At 39.5% G+C, this 25,169-nt stretch carries 19 protein-coding genes and 2 tRNA genes; 13 read left to right on the top strand and 8 right to left on the bottom strand.

Annotated features, from left to right (window positions below):
- The first annotated feature begins 153 nt into the window (after nucleotides 1-153).
- Nucleotides 154-1,236, top strand: a complete 1,083-nt coding sequence (locus LXL81_RS18060) for a glutaminyl-peptide cyclotransferase (RefSeq protein WP_234648174.1) — start codon at nucleotides 154-156, stop codon at nucleotides 1,234-1,236.
- On the opposite strand, the gene nfi is transcribed toward LXL81_RS18060, so the two are convergent.
- The gene (nfi, locus tag LXL81_RS18055; RefSeq protein ID WP_234648173.1) at nucleotides 1,228-1,944 is read right to left on the bottom strand and encodes a deoxyribonuclease V; all 717 of its coding nucleotides are present in this window, start codon (nucleotides 1,942-1,944) and stop codon (nucleotides 1,228-1,230) included. The two genes, LXL81_RS18060 and nfi, sit on opposite strands and share 9 nt — an antisense overlap.
- 213 nt (nucleotides 1,945-2,157) lie before the next feature.
- Between nfi and LXL81_RS18050 the strand changes: the two genes are divergently transcribed.
- Entirely contained in the window at nucleotides 2,158-3,720 is a 1,563-nt protein-coding gene (locus tag LXL81_RS18050; protein ID WP_234648172.1) for a glycoside hydrolase family 43 protein, read from the top strand.
- Nucleotides 3,721-3,724: 4 nt separating this feature from the next.
- Here LXL81_RS18050 and LXL81_RS18045 read toward each other — a convergent pair whose 3' ends face one another.
- The gene (locus LXL81_RS18045; protein ID WP_234648171.1) at nucleotides 3,725-6,295 is read right to left on the bottom strand and encodes a galactose oxidase; all 2,571 of its coding nucleotides are present in this window, start codon (nucleotides 6,293-6,295) and stop codon (nucleotides 3,725-3,727) included.
- Between the two features lie 278 nt (nucleotides 6,296-6,573).
- On the opposite strand from LXL81_RS18045, the gene LXL81_RS18040 reads away from it, so the two are divergent.
- The 8 genes from LXL81_RS18040 to LXL81_RS18005 all read left to right on the top strand — a co-directional run bounded on the left by LXL81_RS18040 (nucleotide 6,574) and on the right by LXL81_RS18005 (nucleotide 16,127).
- A complete protein-coding gene (locus tag LXL81_RS18040; RefSeq protein WP_234648170.1) occupies nucleotides 6,574-8,820 on the top strand; it encodes a GH92 family glycosyl hydrolase in 2,247 nt (748 codons plus the stop codon).
- A 240-nt stretch (nucleotides 8,821-9,060) separates the two neighbouring features.
- Nucleotides 9,061-9,636: a TetR/AcrR family transcriptional regulator gene (locus LXL81_RS18035; protein WP_234648169.1), complete on the top strand. Its 576-nt coding sequence runs from the start codon at nucleotides 9,061-9,063 to the stop codon at nucleotides 9,634-9,636.
- A gap of 163 nt (nucleotides 9,637-9,799) precedes the next feature.
- Nucleotides 9,800-10,195, top strand: a complete 396-nt coding sequence (locus LXL81_RS18030) for a DUF2958 domain-containing protein (RefSeq protein ID WP_234648168.1) — start codon at nucleotides 9,800-9,802, stop codon at nucleotides 10,193-10,195.
- A 172-nt stretch (nucleotides 10,196-10,367) separates the two neighbouring features.
- Entirely contained in the window at nucleotides 10,368-12,320 is a 1,953-nt protein-coding gene (locus LXL81_RS18025; RefSeq protein WP_234648167.1) for a gliding motility-associated C-terminal domain-containing protein, read from the top strand.
- A 125-nt stretch (nucleotides 12,321-12,445) separates the two neighbouring features.
- Nucleotides 12,446-13,828, top strand: a complete 1,383-nt coding sequence (dndC, locus tag LXL81_RS18020; RefSeq protein WP_234648166.1) for a DNA phosphorothioation system sulfurtransferase DndC — start codon at nucleotides 12,446-12,448, stop codon at nucleotides 13,826-13,828.
- A gap of 23 nt (nucleotides 13,829-13,851) precedes the next feature.
- On the top strand, nucleotides 13,852-14,820 hold the full coding sequence (locus tag LXL81_RS18015) for an HNH endonuclease (protein ID WP_234648165.1): 969 nt from the start codon (nucleotides 13,852-13,854) through the stop codon (nucleotides 14,818-14,820).
- Nucleotides 14,821-14,930: 110 nt separating this feature from the next.
- Complete coding sequence (locus LXL81_RS18010) at nucleotides 14,931-15,626, top strand: hypothetical protein (RefSeq protein WP_234648164.1); 696 nt, start codon at nucleotides 14,931-14,933, stop codon at nucleotides 15,624-15,626.
- A 111-nt stretch (nucleotides 15,627-15,737) separates the two neighbouring features.
- Entirely contained in the window at nucleotides 15,738-16,127 is a 390-nt protein-coding gene (locus tag LXL81_RS18005) for a hypothetical protein (RefSeq protein ID WP_234648163.1), read from the top strand.
- Nucleotides 16,128-16,158: 31 nt separating this feature from the next.
- On the opposite strand, the gene LXL81_RS18000 is transcribed toward LXL81_RS18005, so the two are convergent.
- From LXL81_RS18000 to LXL81_RS17980, 5 genes are all read right to left on the bottom strand, one after another.
- A complete protein-coding gene (locus LXL81_RS18000) occupies nucleotides 16,159-17,307 on the bottom strand; it encodes a cysteine desulfurase family protein (RefSeq protein WP_234648162.1) in 1,149 nt (382 codons plus the stop codon).
- Nucleotides 17,308-17,455: 148 nt separating this feature from the next.
- Nucleotides 17,456-17,529, bottom strand: a tRNA-Pro gene (locus LXL81_RS17995).
- A gap of 58 nt (nucleotides 17,530-17,587) precedes the next feature.
- Nucleotides 17,588-17,661, bottom strand: a tRNA-Arg gene (locus LXL81_RS17990).
- Between the two features lie 90 nt (nucleotides 17,662-17,751).
- Nucleotides 17,752-18,537 (bottom strand): enoyl-CoA hydratase/isomerase family protein, encoded by a 786-nt coding sequence (locus LXL81_RS17985; RefSeq protein WP_234648161.1) that lies wholly within the window; start codon nucleotides 18,535-18,537, stop codon nucleotides 17,752-17,754.
- A gap of 79 nt (nucleotides 18,538-18,616) precedes the next feature.
- The gene (locus LXL81_RS17980) at nucleotides 18,617-19,276 is read right to left on the bottom strand and encodes a hypothetical protein (RefSeq protein ID WP_234648160.1); all 660 of its coding nucleotides are present in this window, start codon (nucleotides 19,274-19,276) and stop codon (nucleotides 18,617-18,619) included.
- 167 nt (nucleotides 19,277-19,443) lie between these two features.
- Here LXL81_RS17980 and asnS point away from each other — a divergent pair, with 167 nt between their 5' ends.
- The gene (asnS, locus tag LXL81_RS17975) at nucleotides 19,444-20,880 is read left to right on the top strand and encodes an asparagine--tRNA ligase (protein ID WP_234648159.1); all 1,437 of its coding nucleotides are present in this window, start codon (nucleotides 19,444-19,446) and stop codon (nucleotides 20,878-20,880) included.
- A gap of 169 nt (nucleotides 20,881-21,049) precedes the next feature.
- Here the strand turns inward: asnS and LXL81_RS17970 are convergent, their stop codons facing one another.
- Nucleotides 21,050-21,619: a class I SAM-dependent methyltransferase gene (locus LXL81_RS17970; protein WP_234648158.1), complete on the bottom strand. Its 570-nt coding sequence runs from the start codon at nucleotides 21,617-21,619 to the stop codon at nucleotides 21,050-21,052.
- Nucleotides 21,620-21,875: 256 nt separating this feature from the next.
- Here LXL81_RS17970 and LXL81_RS17965 point away from each other — a divergent pair, with 256 nt between their 5' ends.
- Together LXL81_RS17965 and nuoL are read left to right on the top strand one after the other, a co-directional pair.
- On the top strand, nucleotides 21,876-23,096 hold the full coding sequence (locus LXL81_RS17965) for a serine hydrolase (RefSeq protein WP_234648157.1): 1,221 nt from the start codon (nucleotides 21,876-21,878) through the stop codon (nucleotides 23,094-23,096).
- Between the two features lie 61 nt (nucleotides 23,097-23,157).
- Complete coding sequence (gene nuoL / locus LXL81_RS17960) at nucleotides 23,158-25,122, top strand: NADH-quinone oxidoreductase subunit L (RefSeq protein ID WP_234648156.1); 1,965 nt, start codon at nucleotides 23,158-23,160, stop codon at nucleotides 25,120-25,122.
- Nucleotides 25,123-25,169 lie beyond the last annotated feature (47 nt).

The raw sequence follows: 25,169 nt of genomic DNA, 5'->3' as shown, positions 1-25,169 counted from the left end.
ATCCTGCTGCCTGATACGATGGCAGCAGGATTTTTTGTTTTAATAAAATCAGGAAATTAATATTGTTTTTGAACACCGTCTAAATATTCTTGGAAAACAGGAAGTCGTTTTGACGATTTTACAGATATTGCAATCAAATTGAAAAACACATTTATGAATACGCGTAACACACATTTTCTTCTTGTTATATTGATAAGTTTTGTTGTTTTTTCTTGTAAACAGGAAAAGAAAGCAGAGACATCGCCAGTTCAGAAAATACCGGTAGCCGTTACTTCAAAAAGCAGATTTAGTATAGGAGATTCTATTGCTATTGGTTTTACGCAACCTGTTGCCGAACTGGCAGTGAAATGGAATGGTGCAGAGGTAAGTAGTGCCAAACCAGTTTCTGACTCTGTTTTTGTAAAAGCAGAATCCGAAAAAACAGGTTGGAAACAGCTTATTGTAAGCGGTACTACAAAATCCAAAGAGAAATTTACAGACACTTTATCGGTTGAACTGGTATCTGATATCACACCAAAAGAAATGTCTTACAACGTTTTATCATCCTTTCCACATCAAAAAACAAGCTTTACAGAAGGACTGGAATTTTATAAAGGTGAACTATACGAAAGTACCGGAGAAAACGGGAAATCACTTTTATTGAAAATTGATTTAAAAACAGGTGCAACTATAAAATCGGTACCGCTTACGGATCAGTATTTTGGAGAAGGCTTAACAATTGTAAATGATAAAATTTACCAGTTAACCTGGACGACCGGTGTAGGTTTCCGTTATAATATGGATTTTACCCTGGACAAAACTTTTACTTATTATACACAGGGCTGGGGAATGACACATCATGATTCAACAATAATCATGAGCGACGGATCTAATAAACTTTACTTTTTCGACACCGAATTTCAAAAAACCGGTGAGGTTGAAATTTATGACAACAAAGGACCTGTTCTTAAAATCAATGAACTGGAATATGTTGACGGATATGTTTTTGCCAATATCTGGGAGACCGATAAAATTATTCAGATTGACGTGGAAACCGGAAAAGTTGTAGCTTCCATGGATATGAAGAAAATCATTCCGGCAGAAGTTGATCAAACCGGATCGAGTGTTTTGAATGGTATCGCATATCAGCCTTTGGAAAATGCCTTTTACATAACAGGTAAAAACTGGCCAACTTTATTCAAAATACGGATTTCAGGTGCTGCTCAGAAAAATAAAAAAACGTTGGCTTCAAAATAAGAGCTGAGGCGATAGTTCATGATAACCTTCTTTCAACTTTCCTGTACGAAATAAATTAACAAATTCATGCGCTCTGCGCGTAGGTTCTGGTAACCGGTAATTTCCTGCACAACGGATGGCTATATCCAGACTATCCGCTAAGCTCATACCATTTCCCGGAGAAATGAAAACCGGATTGGTTTTGAATTTTGATCGGAAAGCATATCCAATGGTTTCCTCTTTGTTTATTATTAGACTATAATCACCTTTCTGAATCCCTGGCTCCTGCCATTTACCAAACAGAATATTCTTGGCACAACCCATCGTTACCGTGCCTGTCAACGCTCCAAAATGTGCGGCAATTCCCATGCGTCTGGGATGTGCAATTCCATGACCGTCAATCATAAAAACATCTGGTTGTACCGGAATCTGTTTCAATGCCTGAACCAAAGCCGGGACTTCCCTGAAAGCCAGAAATCCGGGTATGTAAGGGAAACTTGTTTTACTTTCCACCATAGAATAAGCGATGGGTTGTAAATCAGAATATCGAAGAATTACTATTCCTGCGAAAATAATTTCACTAAATCTGTTGAGGGATATATCTGCACCAGCAATAGTCTGAATCGGTTTGGTATTCGGTTTAAGGCTTATTTTTTCACGTAATTCATTTTGAATTTCTTTCGCCTCGGCTAAATTCAGGTCGCTATATCTTAAATAATCTTCGTTCATAATATGTACTTTGTCATCCGGCCAAACCATACAAATCTTATTCCATCACACGCCTACAAGCTGTTTACAACTGGAAACTATTATTCATTTTACAATTTTTCTGATTTTCAAAAATGGTTTTAATAGCAAAATCCGGTTTACTGTAATTAATACAAATTGGTTTCTTACAAATAATTCTCTTTATTCACCTGATTTTGTAACCAATAAAACTTTATGAATCTGCTTCTCCGTGTCTCATTCCTTTACCTCATTCTTACCGGAACTGTTTTTGCTCAAAAAATAAATCCAAAATCTGTTAGTACTTATCGAAATCCGGTTATTGCCGGAGATTTCGCTGACCCTTCTGTTATTCGGGTAGGGGACACTTATTACGCAGCAGGAACTTCATCGGAATGGGGACCGGCTTATCCTATCTACACATCAAAAAACCTGGTGGACTGGGAATATTTAGGTCCTGTTTTTGCCGAATTACCTGCATGGACAATGGGCAGTTATTGGGCACCGGAATTGTTTTATCGCAATGGTACCTTCTTTGTTTATTACACTGCCCGCCGCAAATCTGACAAGCAATCTTTTATAGGTGTGGCCAGTACAAAAGATATAAAAAAAGGCTTTACCGACCATGGTTTACTTCTGGAATGGACAAAGGAAGCTATTGACGGTTTTGTTGTGGAGGATCATGGGAAATTATTTTTTACCTGGAAAGCGTACGGTCTGGATAAAGGAAGGGGTATTGAAATACTCGGTGCTGAACTTTCTGATGATGGTTTAAAGGTGATCGGAAAAGAATTTAGTTTGATAAAAGCGGATGCCAATAACTGGGAAGGTGGCGGTGCGGAAGGCCAGGCCATATTTAAAAAGGGAAAATACTGGTATATGCTTTATTCCGGAAACGCATGTTGTGGTGAAAATTGCAATTACCAGGTTGGTATGGCAAGAGCGGAAAAATTACAAGGCCCGTGGAAAAAATTCTCAGGAAATCCGGTTCTTGTAGGCGATGAAACCTGGAAATGTCCAGGGCATGGAACGGTCGTTATAACACCTGATAACCGATATTTTTATTTACACCACGCTTACAATGGTGCAGATTTTAACTATGCAGGCAGACAAGGCGTGCTAAGCGAACTTGTTTGGGATGAAACTTCCCAATGGCCAACATTCCGCTACGGTAAAACAACACCCGCACAAGCCGAAGTACCACAAGCTGCAAGTACAAAAACCAACGAAGATTTACAGGTTAGTTTTGATAAAAAAACTGCTGATATTTCATGGGTATATGATGTCAGTTTTCCAAAACCTGCGTATAAAATTCAAAGCGGACTATTAGAAATTGAAAATAAAAATCCGGCTTCTACGGGTAATTTCCTGGGTTTAGTTGTAAAAAATGGTAATTATAATTTTTCCACAGAGGTAATTCCGAAAGATGATATCGCACAAAATATTACTGTTTATGGCGATGCCGGTAATGCCATCGGATTTGGTATAATGAAAGACAAGCTTACTTTGTGGCAGAGAAAAGATGGTGTTTATAAAGAGGTGAGTAGTCAGGAAATTTCCGGAAAATCGGAGACCATTAACCTCAATTTACAAAGTCGCTTTGGACGTTATTACGAATTCAGCTGGAACGTCACAGGTAAAAAAGCGGATCAGCCGCCATTAAAAATTGAAGGTTCATGGCTTCCCCGCTGGGATCGTGCTCCAAGGGTTGGGATTAACGTTTCCGGTAACAAAGGCGGGCATAGTGAAATCAGGACGATACAAATGAAATACAATTAGCATTTCAGGATTGCAGCACCTCCGGCATATCTTTCTGGAAATCTTCACCGTAAATACGATTATATTCTCTTGCAAAATTCTCGTAGGTAGTTTTTGCCAGGGAATGTTTCCCTAAATGAGCCAGCGCTTTGCATTTGATGATCATGGCTTCCTCGTTAACCGCATCAAAGTAGAAAATATAATTGGACAGTTTAATCAGAAATTCCGGATCATCAGAAATCTTTACAGTAGCCGCGAAACGTAAATAGGTATCGACAATTTCATTTGAAATTTCAGATTTAAAATTGTCAAGCCATTCATATTCAACATTAGACAGGAAATTCCCGCGTTTAGTAATTTCTGCCAGTTCTGTGATACTGTCCTTGTTAAGTGCCTGCTTATTTCCAATAATGGACAGATAATGCATATAGTCCACATGGATTTTATCATAATCGATTTTGATTTTCCAGTAGCCGGTTTCTTTTGAAACCTGGCAATATTTCATTTTATCCAAAATCCCTTTCAATTTGGCAATATTGACAGAGCGATTGTTACGGGCACTTTCTGACGATTTATCAAACCAGAGCAGCTCCTTCAATTTCTCAGAACTGATACCTTCCCAACGGATCGAGTAGAGCAGTATGACCAGAAATAACTCTTTCACAAGCGGGCTAAACTGCTTGGTGATTTCATTACCATCTTCATCAAACAATTGAAGATTACCAAACAAAAATACGTTGCCCTGCGGAGAAACCGTCTTTTCCTCAGTCACCATTCCTTTCAAAGCTGAAAGAACTGCGGGCTCAGCAATGATGGACGGCATAACTTCTGGTTCTGTCGCCAAAACAGGGATTACGGATTTTGTATCCTTTTTAGCATATTTGAAATATCCGAAAGCAAGCAATGCCAGCATGATACAACCGGCTGCGATCCAAACGGTTTTGTAGTTGTCCGCTTCTATCACCGCAACAGGTTTTATTGATGCAAGTGGTGGAGAATAAAGCGAGTAAACACCAATTTTTGTCTGGTTATCTTCGGCCTGATATAAGGTTACGGCAATAAAACGCCCGCTTAACGTATCAAAAAACAAGTCAGCGAAAGACTGAATATCAACAAACTGGTAAGGAATTCTGGATCCGACAGCCGTAAAACCCGGATGAGTCAGTGATCCTTTAATAAGCTGCAATTCCGAATTAAACTTGTTTTTTGGAAAAATAAGGGCATAATAACTGCTGTCCTTTTCATTAATGATTAAAGAATTTCCAAAGACAAAATCTTCCTCTGGTGTTTTCAGCTCATAGATCTTTTTGAAATTTTGTGTTTTTGTATCAAAAAAGAGCAGATCATACCAGTTTCGGGGATTTAACATTTGTTGTCCGGTGGAGCTTCCATAACCGCCAAGAATGTATGCGCCATTTTTTGTCGTACCAAGTGCGGCCAGATATCTCGGTGTGAAAACCGAATCTTTCAGCTTAATATTTTCCCATTTTGCTGATGGTACATGATATCTCTGCACATCGTTTTTATAAGCAAGATGTCCATAACCTCCCAAAATATAAATGGAGGAATCCTGTGCCGAATAAAATTTATTGGCGTGAAGGAAATTTCTTTTTGGAGCTGATATTATTCCGATCTTATCCCAGCTCCGGTTTTTTATATCGAAAGATGAAACCTGCTGCTCGTCGATGAAAATGTTAAATAATTTGTTACTCGTATCATCAAACAGTATTTGATTGTCAATAAATAATGATTGTTTTTGATCCTTAAATTTCACAATCCGCAAGCTGTCTGCGGCTGTATTATAGCTGACCAAGGAATCTTTAGACATGAAAAATAGATTGCCCTGCCGTTGATCAAAACCTGTTTTAACAAAATCCTGCATACTCAGCGTCCGTACCAACTGCCATTCGTAATGCAATTTTCGAATCCAAACCGGATTTATAGTCAGGCCATCTTTCTTCTGAATTTCTTCTGTTGCTTTTAACCCATCCGTTTCGTCCAGTGCCCAACGATATTTTTGCTGTTTATTTTCAATAATGGAGATATTCCGGATCTTCATCGGAGGTACATCCGTGGACTTGAATTCTTTATATTGATTGGCACCAAATAGAATTTTGAAACAACCTTTGTCCGAAAATTTTATGGGCTGAATAAAACTTTTATCGCCATAAACAACCTGAATATTTTTCTTGTCTTTATTAAATTTCAACGTAATCCTGTTCCATTTTTTAAAAAGATCATTACCTAGAAAGTCAAAGGAAACAGGAGAAAATTTATCGCCGATTACTAATTTGAAGTGTTGGTTTCTCACACTGTTATCATAAATCAGATCGATATTCTGTTTATCGTTTTCAATCAGTCTTACGATATATCCGAAATAAGTTTTTTTGTTTGCCAGAAAAGAAAGCTCGAAGGATAATTCAAAATCCTTATCAAAACAAAAAGTATTACCCGGACTTAAATCCAGACCAGTTCTTTTGTCCTGAACCACTTCGAAGCTGTCAAAGCCGAGGCCATAGGATTGAGCCTGGCAAAAACGAAACAAGCCGGGAATGAGAATGGAAGTTAATAAAAGGGCAAGAAATCTAAATTTCATAGGTATAAGGTAGAGAGAAATAAAATTAAAATTCCCTCCAGGCATTCATTAAGGGTCTTGTTAATCAATTATTAATTATTTTTTAATGGGTCAATTCTAAATTAGCGCACTACTTCAATCATAATATGAAATTATTGATTTAAAGTTAAACAATAGTTAGTGGTTTTAATAACAGCGCAAATAGATAAAAAAGAGGAAGCGAAGTTATCAATGAATTCAACAAAGCAGAAATTCTTCAAATTATAAGCAACATTACAATTAATAAAATTTAGTATTACATGATTTCCCCCTTCAAAAATTTTAGAGTACCTCTTTTACTGCCACTGGTTTTTTGTATTTACGTAAATGCACATGCACAAAAAAACGTTTCAGATAATCTAAAATATGTAGATCTGCGTGTTGGAAATGTGGGTCAGCTTTTGGAACCAACCAGACCTACGATTCAACTTCCAAATCAGATGGTCCGGATGTACCCCGAACGCAAGGATTATATGGATGATCAGATTTCAAGTTTTCCGCTCATCGTAGTTTCCCATCGCCTCGGACAGGCTTTTTCGATAAAACCTTCAGTAAACCCGGTAACTGCGGCCGGCTGGAAACAAAAACTTGCTTATGACCATGATCTGGAAGTAACGCAGCCCTGGTATTATTCAACTTATCTTGTCGATGATGAAGTAACCGTTGAATTTACACCAGGCAAGAAAACAGGAATTTTTCTTTTCGAATTTCCTGAAAAAGCGTCTAAAAGTCTTTTGTTAAATCTATACAATGAGGGAGAAGGTTCCTGGAAATTTATTTCCGGAAATGAGATCACGGCAACTGAAATCTATCACGGCGATATTCCGGTTTACATGTATGGCATTTTCAGTGAAAAGGGGACGGCCGGAATTTTACAAAACGATAAAATATCAACAGAACAAACGATTAAAGGTAAAAACGCCAAAGCCTGGATTAGTTTTCCTGATAACCAAAACGGGAAAATCGAATTGAAATATGCCATTTCATATATCAGTCCTGAACAGGCAAAAAAGAATTTTGAAACAGAATTAAAGTCAACAGGTTTTGATGAATTAAAGAAAAAAGGTGAAAAAGCTTGGTCAGACATGATAAACCAGATTCAGGTTGAAGGTGGAACGGAAGGTCAGAAACGAAGTTTTTATTCTTCCCTTTACCGGACTTACGAGCGCATGGTTGATATCTCCGAGGACAATCAGTATTACAGCGGTTTTGATAAAAAAATACATACCAGCAATCGCCCTTTTTATGTGGACGACTGGACCTGGGATACCTATCTGGCGCACCATCCTTTGAGAATTATTTTAAATCCGGCCCAGGAAGAAGACATGCTGAATTCATTTGTAAGCATGTATGACCAAAGTGGCTGGATGCCAACATTTCCGGTGCTTTTTGGTGATCATGCCTGTATGAATGGCTTTCATTCTTCGGTTACTTTTTTAGATGGATATAGAAAAGGACTGCGCAATTTTGATGTTTCAAAAGCATATTCCGGTATGTATAAGAATGCTACCGAAGCCACGATGCTTCCCTGGAAAAACGGCCCGAAATGCGAACTGGACGATATTTATCGAACCAAAGGATTTTTCCCGGCTTTGAGAAAAGATGAAAAAGAAACTGTAAAACTAGTTGATCCTTTTGAAAAACGTCAGGCAGTAGCCGTGACTTTGGGTGGAAGTTATGATGATTGGGCTGTGGGTGAACTTGCAAAAGATCTTGGTAAAACGGAAGATTATAAAACTTTCAATGTCCGGGCACTGAACTATAAAAAGCTTTGGAACACTGAGAAAAACATGTTCATACCAAGGGACAGCAAAGGTGCCTGGGTTTCTATCGATCCTAAATTTGATGGTGGTATGGGTGGTCGTGAATATTACGATGAAAACAACGGCTATACCTACAAATGGCAGGTTCAGCATGATATCCCGGGATTGATCGGATTGATGGGTGGAAAAAAACAATTTGAAAATGGTCTGGATCAGCTATACCGTGAAGATCTGGGCAGAAGTAAATATGAATTCTGGGGAAAATTCCCTGATGCAACAGGCTTGGTTGGTCAGTATTCAATGGGAAATGAGCCAAGTTTTCACATTCCGTATTTATACAATTTTACTGATTCGCCCTGGAAAACGCAAAAGAGAATCCGTTTTCTACTGGACGTATGGTTCAAGGATAACATTTTTGGTATTCCGGGTGATGAGGATGGTGGTGGTATGACGGCCTTCGTTGTATTTTCTTCCATGGGTTTTTATCCAATCACACCCGGCCGGCCCGAATATACAATCGGGAGTCCGGTTTTTGAAAAAGTATCCATTGCTTTGCCAAATGGAAAACATTTTAAAGTAATTGCCAACCATAGTTCAGTGGTCAACAAATATATCCTGAGTGCAAAATTTGACGGCAAGGTTCTGAACGTTCCCACTTTTACACATGAACAACTTGTTGCCGGCGGAACGCTGGAACTTGAAATGGGTCCAAAACCCAACAAAAACTGGGGACTTGGCAAATAATAATTCTGGTTAGCCATGATTTTTTAAGATTTTATCTATTCCTACCTTTAAAATTTTCTTACCGGAAAATGCTCTAAATCAGGCTCACAGCCTGATTTTTTGTTTTAATAATAGTCGATAATTAATTATCCCGGCATATTTTTACATCTTTTAAAATATATTGCACCAAAATTCAGGAACAATTGTTCCTAAGTAGTAAAATAATTTTAGAACAATCGTTCAAGAAGGTATATTTGTGTTATGGCACGAAAAAAGGAGTTTGATCCGGAAGAAAGAATGGAAAAGGCGCGTGATCTTTTTTGGGAAAAAGGATACAACGCAACTTCGATGGAAGACCTCGTACAGACCATGGGCCTGAACAGGGGTAGTATATATGATACATATGGCGACAAGCATAGTTTATATTTACAGTGTCTTGGTAATTATGCCGCTGAAAAGTTAAAAGAGCATAAGGAAGCTGCGTCGGGGACCTCACCGATGGAGCGTGTTGAAAATATGATCCGGAGTGCCGTAGAAGCGACAGTCAATACTGGAAAGTGTTGTATGGCGGTCAATTCAACTTTTGAGCTTGCGGCTGTGGATCAGAGTGTTCATTCCATTATCAAGAATAACTGGAAAGATATCGTTGATTTTTTTGAACAGCTTTTAACAGATGCCAAAGCACAGGGTGAAATTTCGGCGGATAAGGATCCGAAGCTTCTTGCGGAATTTATAGCCGCAAATTTTACAGGTTTATGGCAGACCTTTATTTTGTCGAAGGATAAAAATCAGGTTGAAAAACTGGCGCAGTTTTTGATCGATATGGTTAAAAACTAATTTTTTTTAAATATGCGGAATGAAAATTCCGGAATTTATACAGAGGTCCTTCATTAGACCTCTTTTTTTATTGTCAATTCGTCTTGCTTTGAATTTTCAAAACTTGACATTAATATTAATTGTCAAATAATGCTTCAGCTGTTATATTTGGAGTATGTCAAAAATGATTTCAGAAGATCTTAGAGCGATCATGATTCAGAATGCTTTCGAAGTTCAGAATGAGCTTGGAAAAGATCATGCGCCGGTAGTTAAATTATATTCACAATATGGTAAGGCAATCTGGCTTTTATCTGAGCTCGATCCGGCCAACAACATTGCGTTCGGACTTTGTGATCTTGGCCAGGGGCATACAGAATTAAGTTATGTTTCCATAGACCACCTTGAAAGTATCAAACATGCGCGGCTAAAAGTACCTATGGTTGAAATGGATAAAGATTTTGTTCCTCAACACCCCATGAGCGTTTATGCCGAAGCCGCAAAAATGGTAAAACGGATCACGGAAGATAAAGAGATTCTGGAACGTGCAGTAAAAGCAATAGCAGAAAGGGAATTCCAATAAGTGCAGCCACATTCAGGTATATTTTAAATCTGAGACCGATCCCCGCATTAAATTGAAAACTTCAAATAATTTGTAGAAAGAATTATTTGAAGTTTAGTTTTGAAGTCACTCAACGTTAACTTGTAATCATGCCCATGGCGTTGTCGATATGAAGTCGGGATTTTTACAAACTATGATCTTTCTGCTTCTGCATATCATTTGCCCGGCGCAAAATGTAGAAGATGCATATCGGTTTATTAATAATTTTAGCGTATCCCAACCCGCCTGTGCATCTGATTTGACACAGGCAAACGCCCTTGGCAGCTGCACATTGGGTGCTTCACCTGGCTCTTTTGTCATAGACAATCTGGATTGCCAGATTTCCCGGACCGTTTATCACACCAATCTGAATTACGGACTTATGTATGCCAATACAGAAGGAACTGTTTCAGAAACCTACACGATTCAAATGTATATCAAGAATACGAACTGGGGCAAAACCCTGTCGCGGATTATTGATTTTTCAAACGGACAACTGGATGAAGGGATTTATTTCAAAAATCCAGGCGGTTCAGCTGATCGTTGTCTGGATTTTTATCCAACAGGAATTGTTGGTGAATGCCCTTATTTTAAGTTGGATAAATATTATTTACTCACCTTCACCCGGAATGGACAAACTGATGTTATGGACGTTTATGTCAATGACAAACTTTTTGTTTCTTACAACGACAGCGGCAAAAGATTTATCGGTAAGACAGGAGTACCGATCTATATTTTTCGTGACGATGATCAAATTTCCTGTGAGTCTGGCGAGGCCAACTTTGCTTATTTGTTATTTACAAATTACTATTCTTCCCAATCTGCTGTGTCATCTGTTTACCGGAGTATTTGCAGCACCGCCAACATCAATGTGAGTGCGGATTTTTCAATTGATCCAAGCTTAACATGCAGCAACAAAAACATAAAAGTGGCTTATACGGGCGTATTGCCATCATCAACAGGATATTCTTTTCAGTGGGATTTTGATGGTGCAACGGTTATAAGTGGATCGGGAAAGGGGCCTTATGTTATACATTGGAATTCGGAAGGTGGTAAGAAAATAACACTTACCGTGAGAAATGAAGTATGTGGTAAGGAAATCGTCAATACCAAGGTTACACATGTTTCATTCATGGATCTGGCGACGGTTTTAGATGACAAAAAATGTGATGGCAATGCTACAATGACTGTAAATCCGGTTGGGGGAGTTTCTCCTTTTCAATATTCCATTGATTCGGTGAATTTCCAGGCCTCAAACATTTTTAATGTTACGGCCAAAGACTACAAAATTTTTGTGAAGGATTACAACGGCTGTATCAATGATACGCTGGTGAAAGTTAAACTTAATGGGACAATTCAGTTGAAAACCCTGGCTGATACGACAATTTGTTTCGGCCAGGAAATAAAATTGCTTACTACAACAAACGTCGCAAGTTATGCGTGGACTCCGGCCACAGGGCTTGATGATGCTACTGCACTGGAACCTATGGCGTCACCTCAACAAAATACCCAATACATTATTACCGCAACAGATAAAAATTGCAAGTCCACAGATACCGTCACAATAACGGTTATTCCTGAAATTCAGGTAATAAACACACCAGATTCCGAGATACCAGCCAATAAACCTTTTCAACTTACTTCATCTTCGCAGCAGCTTGCGGGTATAGCGGGCGTAAGTTACAGCTGGGCGCCGCCCTATGGTCTGAATAATCCGTCCATCTCAAATCCAGTCGCAACGCTCAATACAAGTCAGCTATACTCTATAACATTGAGCACACCGCAGGGATGCAGCGGGTCTGGAAAAGTCGTATTGACAGTAATTCCTCCTCCGTTAATAACACTTCCTGATATATTTACCCCTGATGGTGATGGTAAAAATGAAGTGTTGCTGCCCATTGCCAGTAGTATAGCTTCCCTTAATTACCTAAGAATTTACAACCGCTGGGGCGAAATAATTTATTTTTCAAAACAACTGAACGAAGGTTGGGATGGAAAAATAAAAGGGATCAAATCTGATAGCGGTGTTTACGTTTGGAAAATGGAAGCCATTACAACTGGTGGAGAAACTGTGACTAGAAACGGAACGGTTTTGTTGGTGAGGTAATTTTCTCGTTACGGTTGTACTTAGTTGGAAGCATAAATTATCTCTTGCTTTCTTCTCCTTATACTATATTAAATCTTTCAAGTAGCCGAAGGTATACTTGTTTCTTGCACTTTGCACATTAAATTTTGCTAATTTGCATATTATTATTAATTGCCGAATTCATGTCTATTAAAGTACCATTTATTGAAAGCGAAATCCTTGATCAATACCTATATGACGAAAATGCTCGTCCCTGGGTTATTGGTTTTAGCGGAGGAAAGGATTCTACGCTTCTCTTACAATTAATCTGGAATGCATTAAAAAAAGCCCCTGAACAATTGAGAACCAGGGAGATATATGTTGTTTGTAACGATACGCTTGTAGAAAACCCAAGAATTGTCAAATTTATTGAATCGACGCTTAAAAGGATTGAGATTGCTGCGGTTGAGCAGGGGTTACCAATTAAAGTGCAACGGACGACTCCAAGATTAGAGGATACGTTTTGGGTGAATTTAATAGGAAAGGGTTATCCGGCTCCCAACAATTCATTTAGATGGTGTACCGAAAGATTGAAAATCAATCCCACTACTCAATTTATCAAAAGTAAAATTGATGAGCGAGGTGAAGTAATTATTCTTTTAGGCACAAGAACGGATGAAAGTTCAACCCGTTCGCGGTCCATGAAGAAACATGCGCTAAAAGGGCAGAGATTACGTAAGCACATGTTGCCTAATGCCTTTGTCTATGCGCCGATCAGCGATATGGAAACCAGTGAGCTTTGGCAATATCTTATGCAGGTGTCACCTCCGTGGGGCGGCACACATAAAGAGTTGGTTACCTTGTATAAAAATGCAAATTCCGGCGATTGTCCTTTGGTAATAGACGAAAGCACACCTAGTTGTGGTAATAGCCGTTTTGGATGCTGGGTATGTACCGTGGTAAAACGTGACAAGTCCATGGAAGGACTTATAGGTAACGGTGAAGAATGGATGCTTCCTTTGGTGGAGTTCAGAGACTATTTGTTGGAATCCAGAGACATACGGGAAAACCGGGAAAAACGCCGCCGCTTTGAGGCTAAGAATGTGGAGGATGAAGAAACCTGGGGGCCTTATGTTGAAGACGTTCGGGCTACGATGCTGAGAAAGCTTTTATATGCACAATATGAAATCCAGCAGGAACAAGGCGAAACGTTGCAGCTAATATCTCATCAGGAACTTATTGCTATACAAGTAATTTGGTATAGAGAAGGGCTTTTCCGAAATAGCGTTGCCGATATCTACAATAGCATATTCAATACACATATCGATATGAGTAAACGTGTTTTGAAGATGCGCGAAGAGGAGCAGCTTTTAAGAGAAGTTTGCATTAACGAGCCTGAACATTTTGACATTATTCAGCAAGCAGTTAAATTGGTGAAAAGCAAGTCGATTATGGTTAAGAAAAGAGGAATGCAAAATGATATTGAAAACTTGCTTGATAATTACATTGATCGAAAGGAGCTAGCGGATAAGAAATTTGTTACTATATAATTAGAATATTACTCATCGTTAAGTTGACTTCTCCATTACAAAAGTATCTTCTCGTATTCAAAAAACTAAGAATTGACAGGTCACATGGGTTAGCTCCTCATAAACCGATTCTGTTACTCTCAATCCTACAAGCTGTTCGAAGTTCTTTGATTCAGCAAAATAAAATTTTTATTACTCCGGAAATCGTATCATTATTTAATGCTAACTGGAGTGTTTTGGTTTCTTCAACAAACCATCATTGTAAGTTTTTTCTTCCCTTCTATCACCTTTCGAGTCAGTCTTTTTGGAAATTAGTACCAAAGTCAGGTTACGAAATATTACTTACGATTAAATCTGCAATCAAAAGTTTTTCTGGTCTGAACGCAGCCGTGGATTATGCTTTTCTGGATGACGATCTATTTCTTCTAATGAAAAATACGGATACTAATGAAGTGCTAATGCAATTTCTGTTAGACGAATATTTTCCAGAGACCAAGCACTTACTCACGGAAACATCCAATTATATTAAAAATAAGTACGATGCAATTGAGGAAAAAATTCTATATGAACCAGCCGAGGAATATAAAAGAGAGATTCAGACGCTTCTAAAACAGCAGGAAGATGAGGAAATTTTTATTCGTGGAGGAGTATTTAAACGAGAGATCCCTAAAATCTATAATAATACTTGTTGCATTTCAGGAATGAGAATTGACGTCACTTTACAAATATCTCTTATTGATGCATGCCATATAGTACCATTCTCTGAAAGTTATAACGATACAGTTTCTAATGGAATTGCTTTATGTCCAAATTTGCACCGGGCATTTGATCGGGGATTAATTTCCATTGATGAGAATTACCAGGTGCGCGTCTCGAAAGTGTTTAGTGAGGGAGAAAGTGATTATTCAATAAGGAAGTTTGATGAAAAGACGATTGGTCTACCCAAGGATCATAACTTTTGGCCAAATGTGGAAAACTTCATTTGGCACAGAAGGAATGTTTTTAAAGGATAATCATATTTATAAATCTTATGCTATTCGTCCATTATATCTCTTACCAAGGTTCGAATTTAAATGCTTATATAATTATGAATTAGAGCTATACCATTTCAAGTTATGATATAATGTATAAGCACGAAAGAATTTTCCGAGAACTACAACATGAAAGCGCTGGTATTTGGTATATAAGCGATGAATACGGATCGAAAATTATGGTGAAGGTGCCATCGGCTTCCATAAAAGCGCTATTGAAGGGTTGTAGTATTGAGTTTGTTTTCGGTCGTGATAAAAATCAAAATCTCAATATTTCGCATACAGGTCTTAGGATATATGATGACCAGGTACATTACCTATCAATTTGCAATGTTCAAAGATTCTTAGATGAACATCTATCGATTGCTAAGATAATGCATCTTGAACAAGTAGAGATTCACTTCTATCATGAAATTAATGTTTGCCAAGTATTGGGTATGGTGACATTTAATATTCGAGATAAACATGACGTCCATTCTCTACTTGGTAATCCTAAAACATTATATAAAGGAGATTTTGACAATATCCTCAGACAATCGCTAGACAACTTTCAATTTAGCCTTGGTATCAACTATTCATTTTCTTTAACTCCAAAACCAATCGAGATTCTTGTTGTATGTGCAAGTATTCGTAATTGGCAAATTGTTCAGAATAAATTCTTTGGTATTAACGAAGATGCTGAAATTAAAATCTCGGAATTGTTTGAAGGAAAAACTCTTGAGTTGGAAGCAATGGTCCTGATGGAATCCTTATTTAGTGAGTGTGTCTGGAGAAGTCCACAAATTTGAAGCAAAGCACATAAGCGAGAGCTGATAGACATTTTCGCCTACTCGGAATATGGTATTTTTCTTATTGAAGCAAAGGCATTGGGTATATTAAATACTTCTGCGGACATTTCTATGAGTAGAAAAGTTGCAAATTTGAATAAGGATATTTCAAAGGGGATTAAGCAACTAATTGGTGCTACTAGAACGATAACTCGCGGTCAGTCTATTTTCTCAGTCGATAACAAGGAAATTATATTCGAACGCGCCTTATTGCTTCATGGAATTATATTGGTTTCAGAGTTATTGCCATTTGGTGACTGGAAAGAGACTTTAAATACCATATTGCAAGCTATGTTAAGAACGAAAATTTCTATTCATGTGATGGATATGAGCGAGTATATAAAGTTTGTAGGTTATTCAAAAGGAGACAAAAATCAATTTGATTACTTTTTGACACAACGAATAGAAAATTTCATAAAAAATCCATCAATGATAAATAACACTGAGTTTATAAATGGATAGACGCTCATATATTAGTTAGCTTTGTTAATTATTATTTTGTTACCATCGCCCGCAACCCCTCAACCACCTGCTTAACATTCCCTGCCACACTGGCCACTTCTTCAACCTCATTAAACCGCCCCAAGCTAAACCTTAAACAAGAAAAAGCCTCCATTTCAGAAAGTCCATGCGCTAAAAGCACATGCGAAGGCTCAATGGATGCAGAGGTACAGGCAGAGCCATTGGAAACAGAAATATCGTTCAGGCCAATAATCAGCGCATCAGAATCGCAGCCCTCAAAAAGAATATTGGTAACATTGTATAACCGGTTCTCGCGGTTTCCGTTGATTCTGGTACCTTCAATTTGAAGAAGGCTTGATTCAAGCATGTCACGCAAAGCGCCTATTCTGGCGGAATCATCTTTCATTTCTTTTTTAGCCAACTCAGCAGCTTTCCCTAATCCTGCAATTCCTGCTACATTTAAGGTGCCTGAGCGTTTTCCGCCTTCATGTCCGCCACCGTGTAACAAGGCTTCCAATTTGATACGCCACGGACGCCGCTGCCGCACAAATAATGCGCCCACGCCTTTTGGTCCATAAAATTTATGTGCCGATAAGGGCATCAGGTCAATGCCTAGCTTATCCACGTCAACAGGTAATTTGCCAACGGCTTGTGTGGCATCCGTCATAAATAGAGCGCCGGCTTGATGTGCAATTTCTGATATTGTTTGAACATCCTGGATTACGCCTGTTTCATTGTTTACCAGCATAACGGATACCAAAATTGTGTCTGGTCGTAATGAGGATTTTAGAACTTCAATATCCAATAATCCGTCCGTTTGTACTGGGAGATAGGTTACTTCAAAACCTTTAGTTTCAAGATAACGACAAACGTCAAGCACGGCAGAATGTTCGGTCTGAACAGTTACAATGTGTTTTCCTTTGTTTTGATAGTTTTCCGCAACACCCTTTATGGCCAAATTAATGGCCTCCGTAGAACCGGAAGTAAAGACAATTTCCTCTGTTCGTGCATTAATTAAATCCGCTACCTGTTGGCGGGCAATTTTTACCGCATCATTGGCTCCCAAGCCAAAAGTATGTGTGGAGGCAGCATTTGCAAAATTGTCTGTCAGGTATGGCATCATCGTTTCCAAAACTCTTGGATCAATGCGGGTAGTGGCGTTATTATCAAGGTAAATCATTTCAGAAGATTCATGATCCGGATTATTAAGACTTATAATGCAATTTACGGATAAACCAGTTGAGCAGATAAGTTTTTAACTTAAAAGTTAAGAAACTCTTAAAACCAAAAAACACCTGACAAATCAATGTCAAGTGTTTCTTTTTTTGTCGGGGAGACAGGATTCGAACCTGCGACCCTCTGGTCCCAAACCAGATGCGCTACCGGGCTGCGCCACTCCCCGAATCAAGATTTTTTCTTTTCAGTAAAAAGCACTTATCATGTCTGATAAGTGCTTTTCGTGGACTTGTAGGGATTCGAACCCCAAACCTCCTCATCCGTAGTGAGGTGCTCTATCCAATTGAGCTACAAATCCGTCCCTTGAATTGGACTGCAAAGGTAACAGATGGGTTTGGTTTATGCAAATCCTGGAAAGAAAAATATTGATAATTTTTCCTATTGATTTTTATTTACCCTGGTAATCAGGTTTTTTCTTTTGTAAAAAAGATGCAATTCCTTCGGCCGCGTCTTTGGTATGATATAATAAATCCTGATTTTCCATTTCCAGATTCAGAATTTCGTTCAAACTGGATTGAAACGACTGGTTAAAAACTTTTTTCATAGCCCCAATCGCTTTGGTAGGTGCATGGCGGTAATAAGAAACTGCTTCTTCCACGGCTTCGTCCAGTTTTTCTTTTGGAACTGATCTGCTGATTAATCCGATTTGAACAGCCTCGGGGGCATAAATTTTTCGTCCGGTTGAGGATAATTCAAAAGCTCTGGCCATTCCTATCAATCTTGGCAAAAAGAAAGACGCTCCTGCATCCGGCATCAATCCGATATGCACAAACATCTGGCTTAAATAAGAATCCTCGCTGGCAATAACCAAATCGCAGGCAAGGGCCAATGAGCATCCGGCACCAACGGCTAATCCGTTCAGTCTGCAAATAACGGGTTTTGGAATATTCCTTATGGCTTCAATCATAGGGTTGTAACCGTCGCGAAGCATTTCTCCTGCGGTTTTTCCCGATTCCATGGCAGCTTTCAAATCAGCTCCCGAGCAAAATGCCTTTTCACCCTCACCGGTTAAAATGATAACCCGCACAGAGGGATCTGCACAAGCTTCCTCAATGGCCTCGGTAATTTCTCTGATTAAGTTTAGTGAGAGGGCATTATGTACTTCCGGTCTGTTCAGGCTGATCCTGACAATACCATCGTTATTATTGAAAATAAGATTTTGAAAAGTACCCATAGTCCGGATATATATTGATCAGGGACTTAATATAGGCAAAATAAATTGTTAAACTTCTGACTGTTTTTAATGGTTTTTCTCAAAATAAAAAATAAACCGCTGCACTGCTGACAGAAAGTCCGCAAGCCAAACCGGCCAGTATTTGTCCCGGGGTATGGGCATTCAGATAAAGTCTGGCGCTTAATAAAAAACCGCTGATTAATACGGCAATCAGTAAGGGGGTAAGTAACAAGTGTTCTTCAAAACGAATAATTAAACTGGCAAGAATACCGATTGCACCGCCCATTCCGGTAGCGTGAGCACTTATTTTCCAGGATAAACTGACGATGCCGACGATGATGAGAGATACGGTAACACTTCCAAGAAGAATTGAAATTTGAGGTGCCAGTTCTGCGATCGGCTGCAATTTCCATCCAAATAAATAAGTAGCAATCGCATAAATAATGGCCGATGCCAGATAGGGGAGTCGTCTTTCACGCAAAGAATCTACATGTAAAGTGCTGATAATGCCCAGCCGGTAGAAATAATATATGATGATTGTCGGTGCGACAAACGTATTTAAAAAAATCAAAAGAAGCAGGCTGCCCAGTCCCGGAAGTTCCAAAGCACTGACACCGGCCAGCTCGGGTGTGATCAGAAAAAGAACAGCGAAAAGATACGTAGTGATGATCAGTGGGTGAAATACTACGGACAAAAATGTGGCGATGCGGGTATTCAAAATTGGATATGCGTTAGTCATAGTTTGCTAAGAACAAAATTAAGCCATAAACCGCTTTGGTCAATGCCCTTTTTGAACATAAAAGTAAGTTGGCATGTAAGAATAGGTTTTCGTAGTGTATTTTGTAATTTTGCGCCTCAGAAAAATTGGAAGTTTGAGTTTTATATAAGGATTGAATTTATAGTAAGATGGGACCTTTACAGATCAAAGAATTATTACAACAGACTCCGGATGGACAATCCGTTACCCTGAAAGGTTGGGTACGTACGAAACGTGAAAGTAAAAACGCGATTTTCATTGCGCTTAACGACGGATCAACCATCCATAATATTCAGGCCGTTGCCGCTCCGGGTCAATTCTCTGCTGAGCTTTTGCTGACTGTAACCACGGGTTCCTGTCTAAAAATAACAGGCCAGCTTGTTGAATCTCAGGGTTCAGGTCAGGCTGTGGAAGTTAAAATTGATGACATATTTGTTTATGGAACGGCGGATGTGGATTCTTATCCTTTGCAGCCAAAAAGACATTCGCTGGAATTCTTACGTGAAATCGCGCATTTGCGTCCGCGTACGAATACTTTCAGCGCGATTTTGCGTATTCGCCACGCGCTCGCTTTTGCAGTTCATAAATATTACAACGACAGAGGATTTTTCTATTTACATACACCCATCATCACAGCTTCTGATGCGGAAGGTGCTGGTGAAATGTTCCGCGTAACAACGCTGGATCTGGACAAATTGCCCAGAACGGATGAAGGAGCGATTAACTTTAAGGAAGACTTTTTTGGAAGAGAAGCGAACCTGACGGTATCCGGACAATTGGAAGGGGAATTAGGAGCGATGGCACTTTCGAAAATATATACTTTCGGGCCAACTTTCCGTGCTGAAAATTCTAATACAACACGTCACCTTGCAGAATTCTGGATGATCGAGCCTGAAATGGCTTTCTTCGAGCTGGAAGATAATATGGATCTTGCCGAGGATTTCATCAAGACGGTCATCACGTATGCACTGGAAAACTGCAAAGATGATCTGGCTTTCCTTGAAAACCGTTTGGCAGACGAAGATAAAAACAAACCACAAAACGAACGTTCAATCCCTCTTTTGGAAAAACTGAATTTTGTTGTTGAAAATGCCTTTGAGCGTCTGACTTACACCGAAGCGATCGATATTCTTTTAAAATCAAAACCACATAAAGAAAAGAAATTCCAGTATCCGGTAGGCTGGGGAATTGATTTGTCCAGCGAACACGAGCGTTACCTGGTTGAAAAACATTTCAAAAAACCGGTTATCCTGACCAACTATCCGCGTGAAATCAAATCGTTCTACATGAAACTTGATGATGATGGAAAAACGGTTCGCGCAATGGACGTTCTTTTCCCGGGTATTGGGGAAATTATTGGTGGAAGTCAGCGTGAAGACAATTATGAGAAATTGCTTGAACGCGTGCACGAAGTAGGAATTGACCCGGAAACGATCTGGTGGTACCTTGAAACACGTAAATTCGGGACGGCACCACACTCCGGTTTCGGTCTGGGTTTTGAACGTCTTGTTTTGTTCGTAACCGGAATGGGCAACATCCGTGATGTGATTCCTTTCCCAAGATATCCAAAAAGCGCTGAGTTTTGATCAGCACTTTTTAAAATCATTTTTCACCGTAATAGCAGGCAAAAACGCTGTTACGGTGAAGAATATCATAATGAGAAAAGCCGGAATAACGCAGCAAACCAAGCTGAAACGGCAAAGAACGCGGAGAGTCTTCCTTATCAATATAGGTGAAGACTTTTTCTTTATAGTCTTAGCCGCCCAAAGATTCCAGGTAATCACCATACCGTTTCCACATCAGTTTATGAACGCCCGGTTCATCAAAGGAAACAAGATCAGATACATAAATTCTCCCGCCCGGTTTTAGCCAGTTATATAATTTTTCAAAGGTCTCCCGCCAATCCTCATCATCACGAAGATGGTGTAAAACGGCACCTGCCAGAATACAGTCGAAAGCGTTTTCTTCAAAATCCAGATCACGCAGATCTGATTGATAAGTCTGGACGTAATTAACTCCTGCGTTTTCGATTCGTTCGCTTGCTCTTTCCAGCATTGGTTGGCTGAGATCTGCCAAATGACAGGCCAAGGGATGAACTTCCTGCAAAACGCGCAATGTAAAATTTCCTGCACCGCAGCCAATATCCAGAATACTATCATTCGGTTTTAAATGTAAAGCGGCAGTCCGGGCAACCAGATCGAGTACCAGAGGCGCGTCAATGGTTGCCTGCTGGCCGGTTTCGAGCTTGCTGAAACGTTCGACATCATTGTCAAAACGTGTCTTTATTTCATGGATTGTCGATTTTTGTTCTAATGGAGTTGTCATTTATTTTGCCGGGTTTGTCTGTGGTGCTAACTTATTTTGGAATCAATCTAAACCGGAGTCAGGTTCTTTACTTTCTAATATATATCTTTGTAAGCCTGGAAATTTTGATTTGTACGTATTTGAATTTGTAATGTAATACGAAGATAACGCATAACCAGGTTGCGAACATATTGAAATAGATTAGATAAAATATAGAAAATACTGACGGTTTTGCGTTAGTATTTAACGTTTAAAAAACTTTAATGGCCAAAAGCCTATGTTGAAAAAAGTGCAGCCGAAAGTGTGGTGGGCGGCGTTATTTGCCGTATTTGTAATAGTGCTTTCCCTGGTTTGGGTAAGAAACAGTAAATCTCACGATCTGGTCAATTTCAAAAGAAATGCCAAATCAAACCCCAATTTGGATCCTGTTGAGATCAAAGATCCGGATGCAAAAACCTTAGCAAAAATAGAACAAATCCAGGATATTTTCAGAAGAAAACGGAATGCCGGTTTTAATGGAAATGTGCTGATCGTTCAGAAAGGAAAGATCTTATACCAGAATTCTTTTGGTTATGCGCATTTGCGTGATAAGGATTCACTGCAAAGTCACTCCAAATTTCAGCTTGCTTCTTTGTCAAAACCGTTTACAGCAGTTGCTGTTCTAAAATTAATTCAGGAGGGAAAGGTAAGTCTGGATGATTCCGTACAAAGATTTTTTCCGGATTTCCCATACCACGGCGTAAAAGTGGATATGCTGCTAAGTCACAGAAGTGGTTTGCCAAATTATATTTATTCTTTTCCGGACAGTGTTCGTCACGGTAAAAAGTTTCCAACCAACATGACGGTGATGGACTGGTACGCGAAAGTCGTTCCTACACCACATCCCTACAACCGGCCAGGTCGCTCCTTCAATTATTGTAATACAAATTATTGCGTTCTGGCAGCCATTGTTGAAAAAGTGAGCGGAGATTCTTTCAACAATTTTGTTCATAACGAGATTTTTACGCCGCTTGGCATGAACAATACCGTTTTGGTAACGGATACTTCAGAAGCTGCCATGATGTACAGAACCGTCGGGCATCAATATGGGCGTATGCTGGCAAAAGATTATTATGACGATGTTGTCGGCGATAAAGGTTTGTATTCAACCACGGGAGATATTTACCGTTTTTACGCCGGTTTAACTTCGGGTTTACTAATCAACAAAAAACTGCTGACCGAAGCCTGGACGCCGAGAAGTTTTGAACGTGACGGGATCAGAAATTATGGCTACGGATTCCGGATGCACGTCAAACCGGATCATTCAACCAGATTCATTTATCATGGCGGCTGGTGGAAAGGTTATAATTCCATGTTCTGGATTTGTCCGGAAGACGAAGCGGTTATTATCATTTTGGGAAATTCATACAACAAAAATATTTACGATATCAAAGAGTTATTGACCGTGCTGCATGGCAGCGAAAGTGAAAAGCTGGAAGATATTGAGAAAGACCTTTAGCTTAGTTTGAAATCGGCGGTTAATTCAGGATATTTGCCGGACGTAACGAATACTCACCTCAATGTCAGAAACCGCTTATACCATACCTGCATTTTTACTTCTGGGTTTACCGATTCTGGCATTTTTTGTTTTATGGCTTGGCGGGAAAACCTTGAACAAACCAGCGGGTTGGATTGGTGCTTTCATCACTGCAACTGGATTCATAATCAGTGTGTTATATGCTGATATTGAAACACTTCATACAGTTAAAATGAACTGGGCCTTCATCGGTCAAACTAACATAGAACTTTCTTTCCGCTTCGATGAACTGACGCTGATCATGCTGGTCATTGTTCATTTTGTAGCTTTTCTGGTTCAGATTTATTCCATGTCTTATTTACATGGCGACCAGAATCTTCACCGATATTTTGCCTTTATCCAGCTTTTCCTTTTCTCAATGGTAGGAATTGTGCTTGCCGGAAATCTTCTTGTGATGTACATTTTCTGGGAGCTGGTCGGGCTTTCTTCTTATTTACTGATTGGTTTCTGGTACTTTAAGCCACGAGCTGTCTGGGCGGCGCAGAAAGCTTTTGTTCTAAACAGAATTGGAGATGCAGCATTCCTGACCGGAATTTTAATGCTGTTTTACTATATTGGTTCTACCGACTTTAAGGTGCTTGCCACTTCCGTCCAATCACTCGATCCGGGCATTTTAACGGGAATTGGATTATGTCTTTTTGGTGGTTGTATGGGTAAATCGGCTCAGTTTCCATTGTCAGGCTGGTTGCCGGATGCCATGGAAGGGCCAACGCCTGTTTCTGCCTTAATCCATGCCGCCACGATGGTGGCTGCCGGAATATTTTTACTAGCGCGAATTTCCTTTCTTTTAACACCGGAAGCACAAATTGTTATTGCCTGTATCGGAACCATCACGATGGTGATTGGTGCTGTAAAAGCAACGCAGGTTTGGGATATAAAAAGGGTTTTGGCTTACTCAACGATGTCACAGTTGGGTCTGATGGTTATCGCCGTCGGGCTTGGTAGCTGGCGGACTGCACTTTTTCATCTTGCAACACACGCATTTTTTAAAGCCGGTTTATTCCTTTCGGCCGGTTCGGTCATTCATGCGGTGACGCCTTTGGAAAACGATGAAACTTTTGATCCGCAGGATATGCGTACCATGGGTGGTCTCCGGAAATATTTGCCGATCACTTTTATCTGTTTTGTAATCTGCTCATCCGCTTTGGCAGGACTTCCGTTTTTCTCAGGATTTCTTTCAAAGGATGCGATCATCGTCGAAGCATTTTTCTGGGCTGAACAACATGGGGCCTGGGCGTATTTTTTCCCGGTTATCATTATGATCTCTGCCGGAGTTACGGCTTACTATATGACGCGCCAGGTTTGGCTCATTTTTCTTGGAGAAAAACGTTACCAGATTTTTAAATCCGTTCATCCCCACGAATCTCCTGTAACAATGTGGGCGCCTATGGCATTGCTCGCTGTACTTTCCGTTTTTATCTGGTTTTCATGGAATCCGTTTGATGCTTCCTATGGCTGGTTTTTAGAGCTGGTAGGAGCGGAGGAATTCGGACATATTTTATGGGTGCCATTTGTAGCAACGGGCATAACTGTGCTGGCTATTTTTCTGGCCATTAAGGAAACCAAAACAGAAGATCCGTTCTCGATGTATGCCGGAAGTGCTAATAATTCAATTCCTGGATTGAAACACCTGGCCGGCCTGAATGAATTTTCAAGAGAGCATTTCTTTATAAAATCCTTTGCTTTTATTTCAGCTGGTTTAATGCAGTTTGAAGCAAAAATTGTCAATTCCTTTGTGGATGGTATTGCAAAATGGAGCGTTGTGATGGCGCATGTGGTAAGCTGGGGAGACAAGAATATTGTAGATGGTGGTGTGAAACTCACCGTTTTTACGATCAGATCGGCTGGTCAGGGTGTTCGTGGTTTACAAAACGGGAAAATACAATCCTATTATTTAGTTACTGCATTGGGAGTAGTTCTGCTCGTTTTGTGGTTAATGATTTTATAGAAATAATTCAGGAGCACGGTTTGCTCTTTATCATATATTCGTTTCAG

Source organism: Dyadobacter sp. CY356 (genome assembly GCF_021440195.1).
Lineage (GTDB): Bacteria > Bacteroidota > Bacteroidia > Cytophagales > Spirosomataceae > Dyadobacter.
The sequence above is the reverse complement of the archived record's forward strand: the minus strand, read 5'-3'. Positions and strand labels throughout refer to the sequence as shown.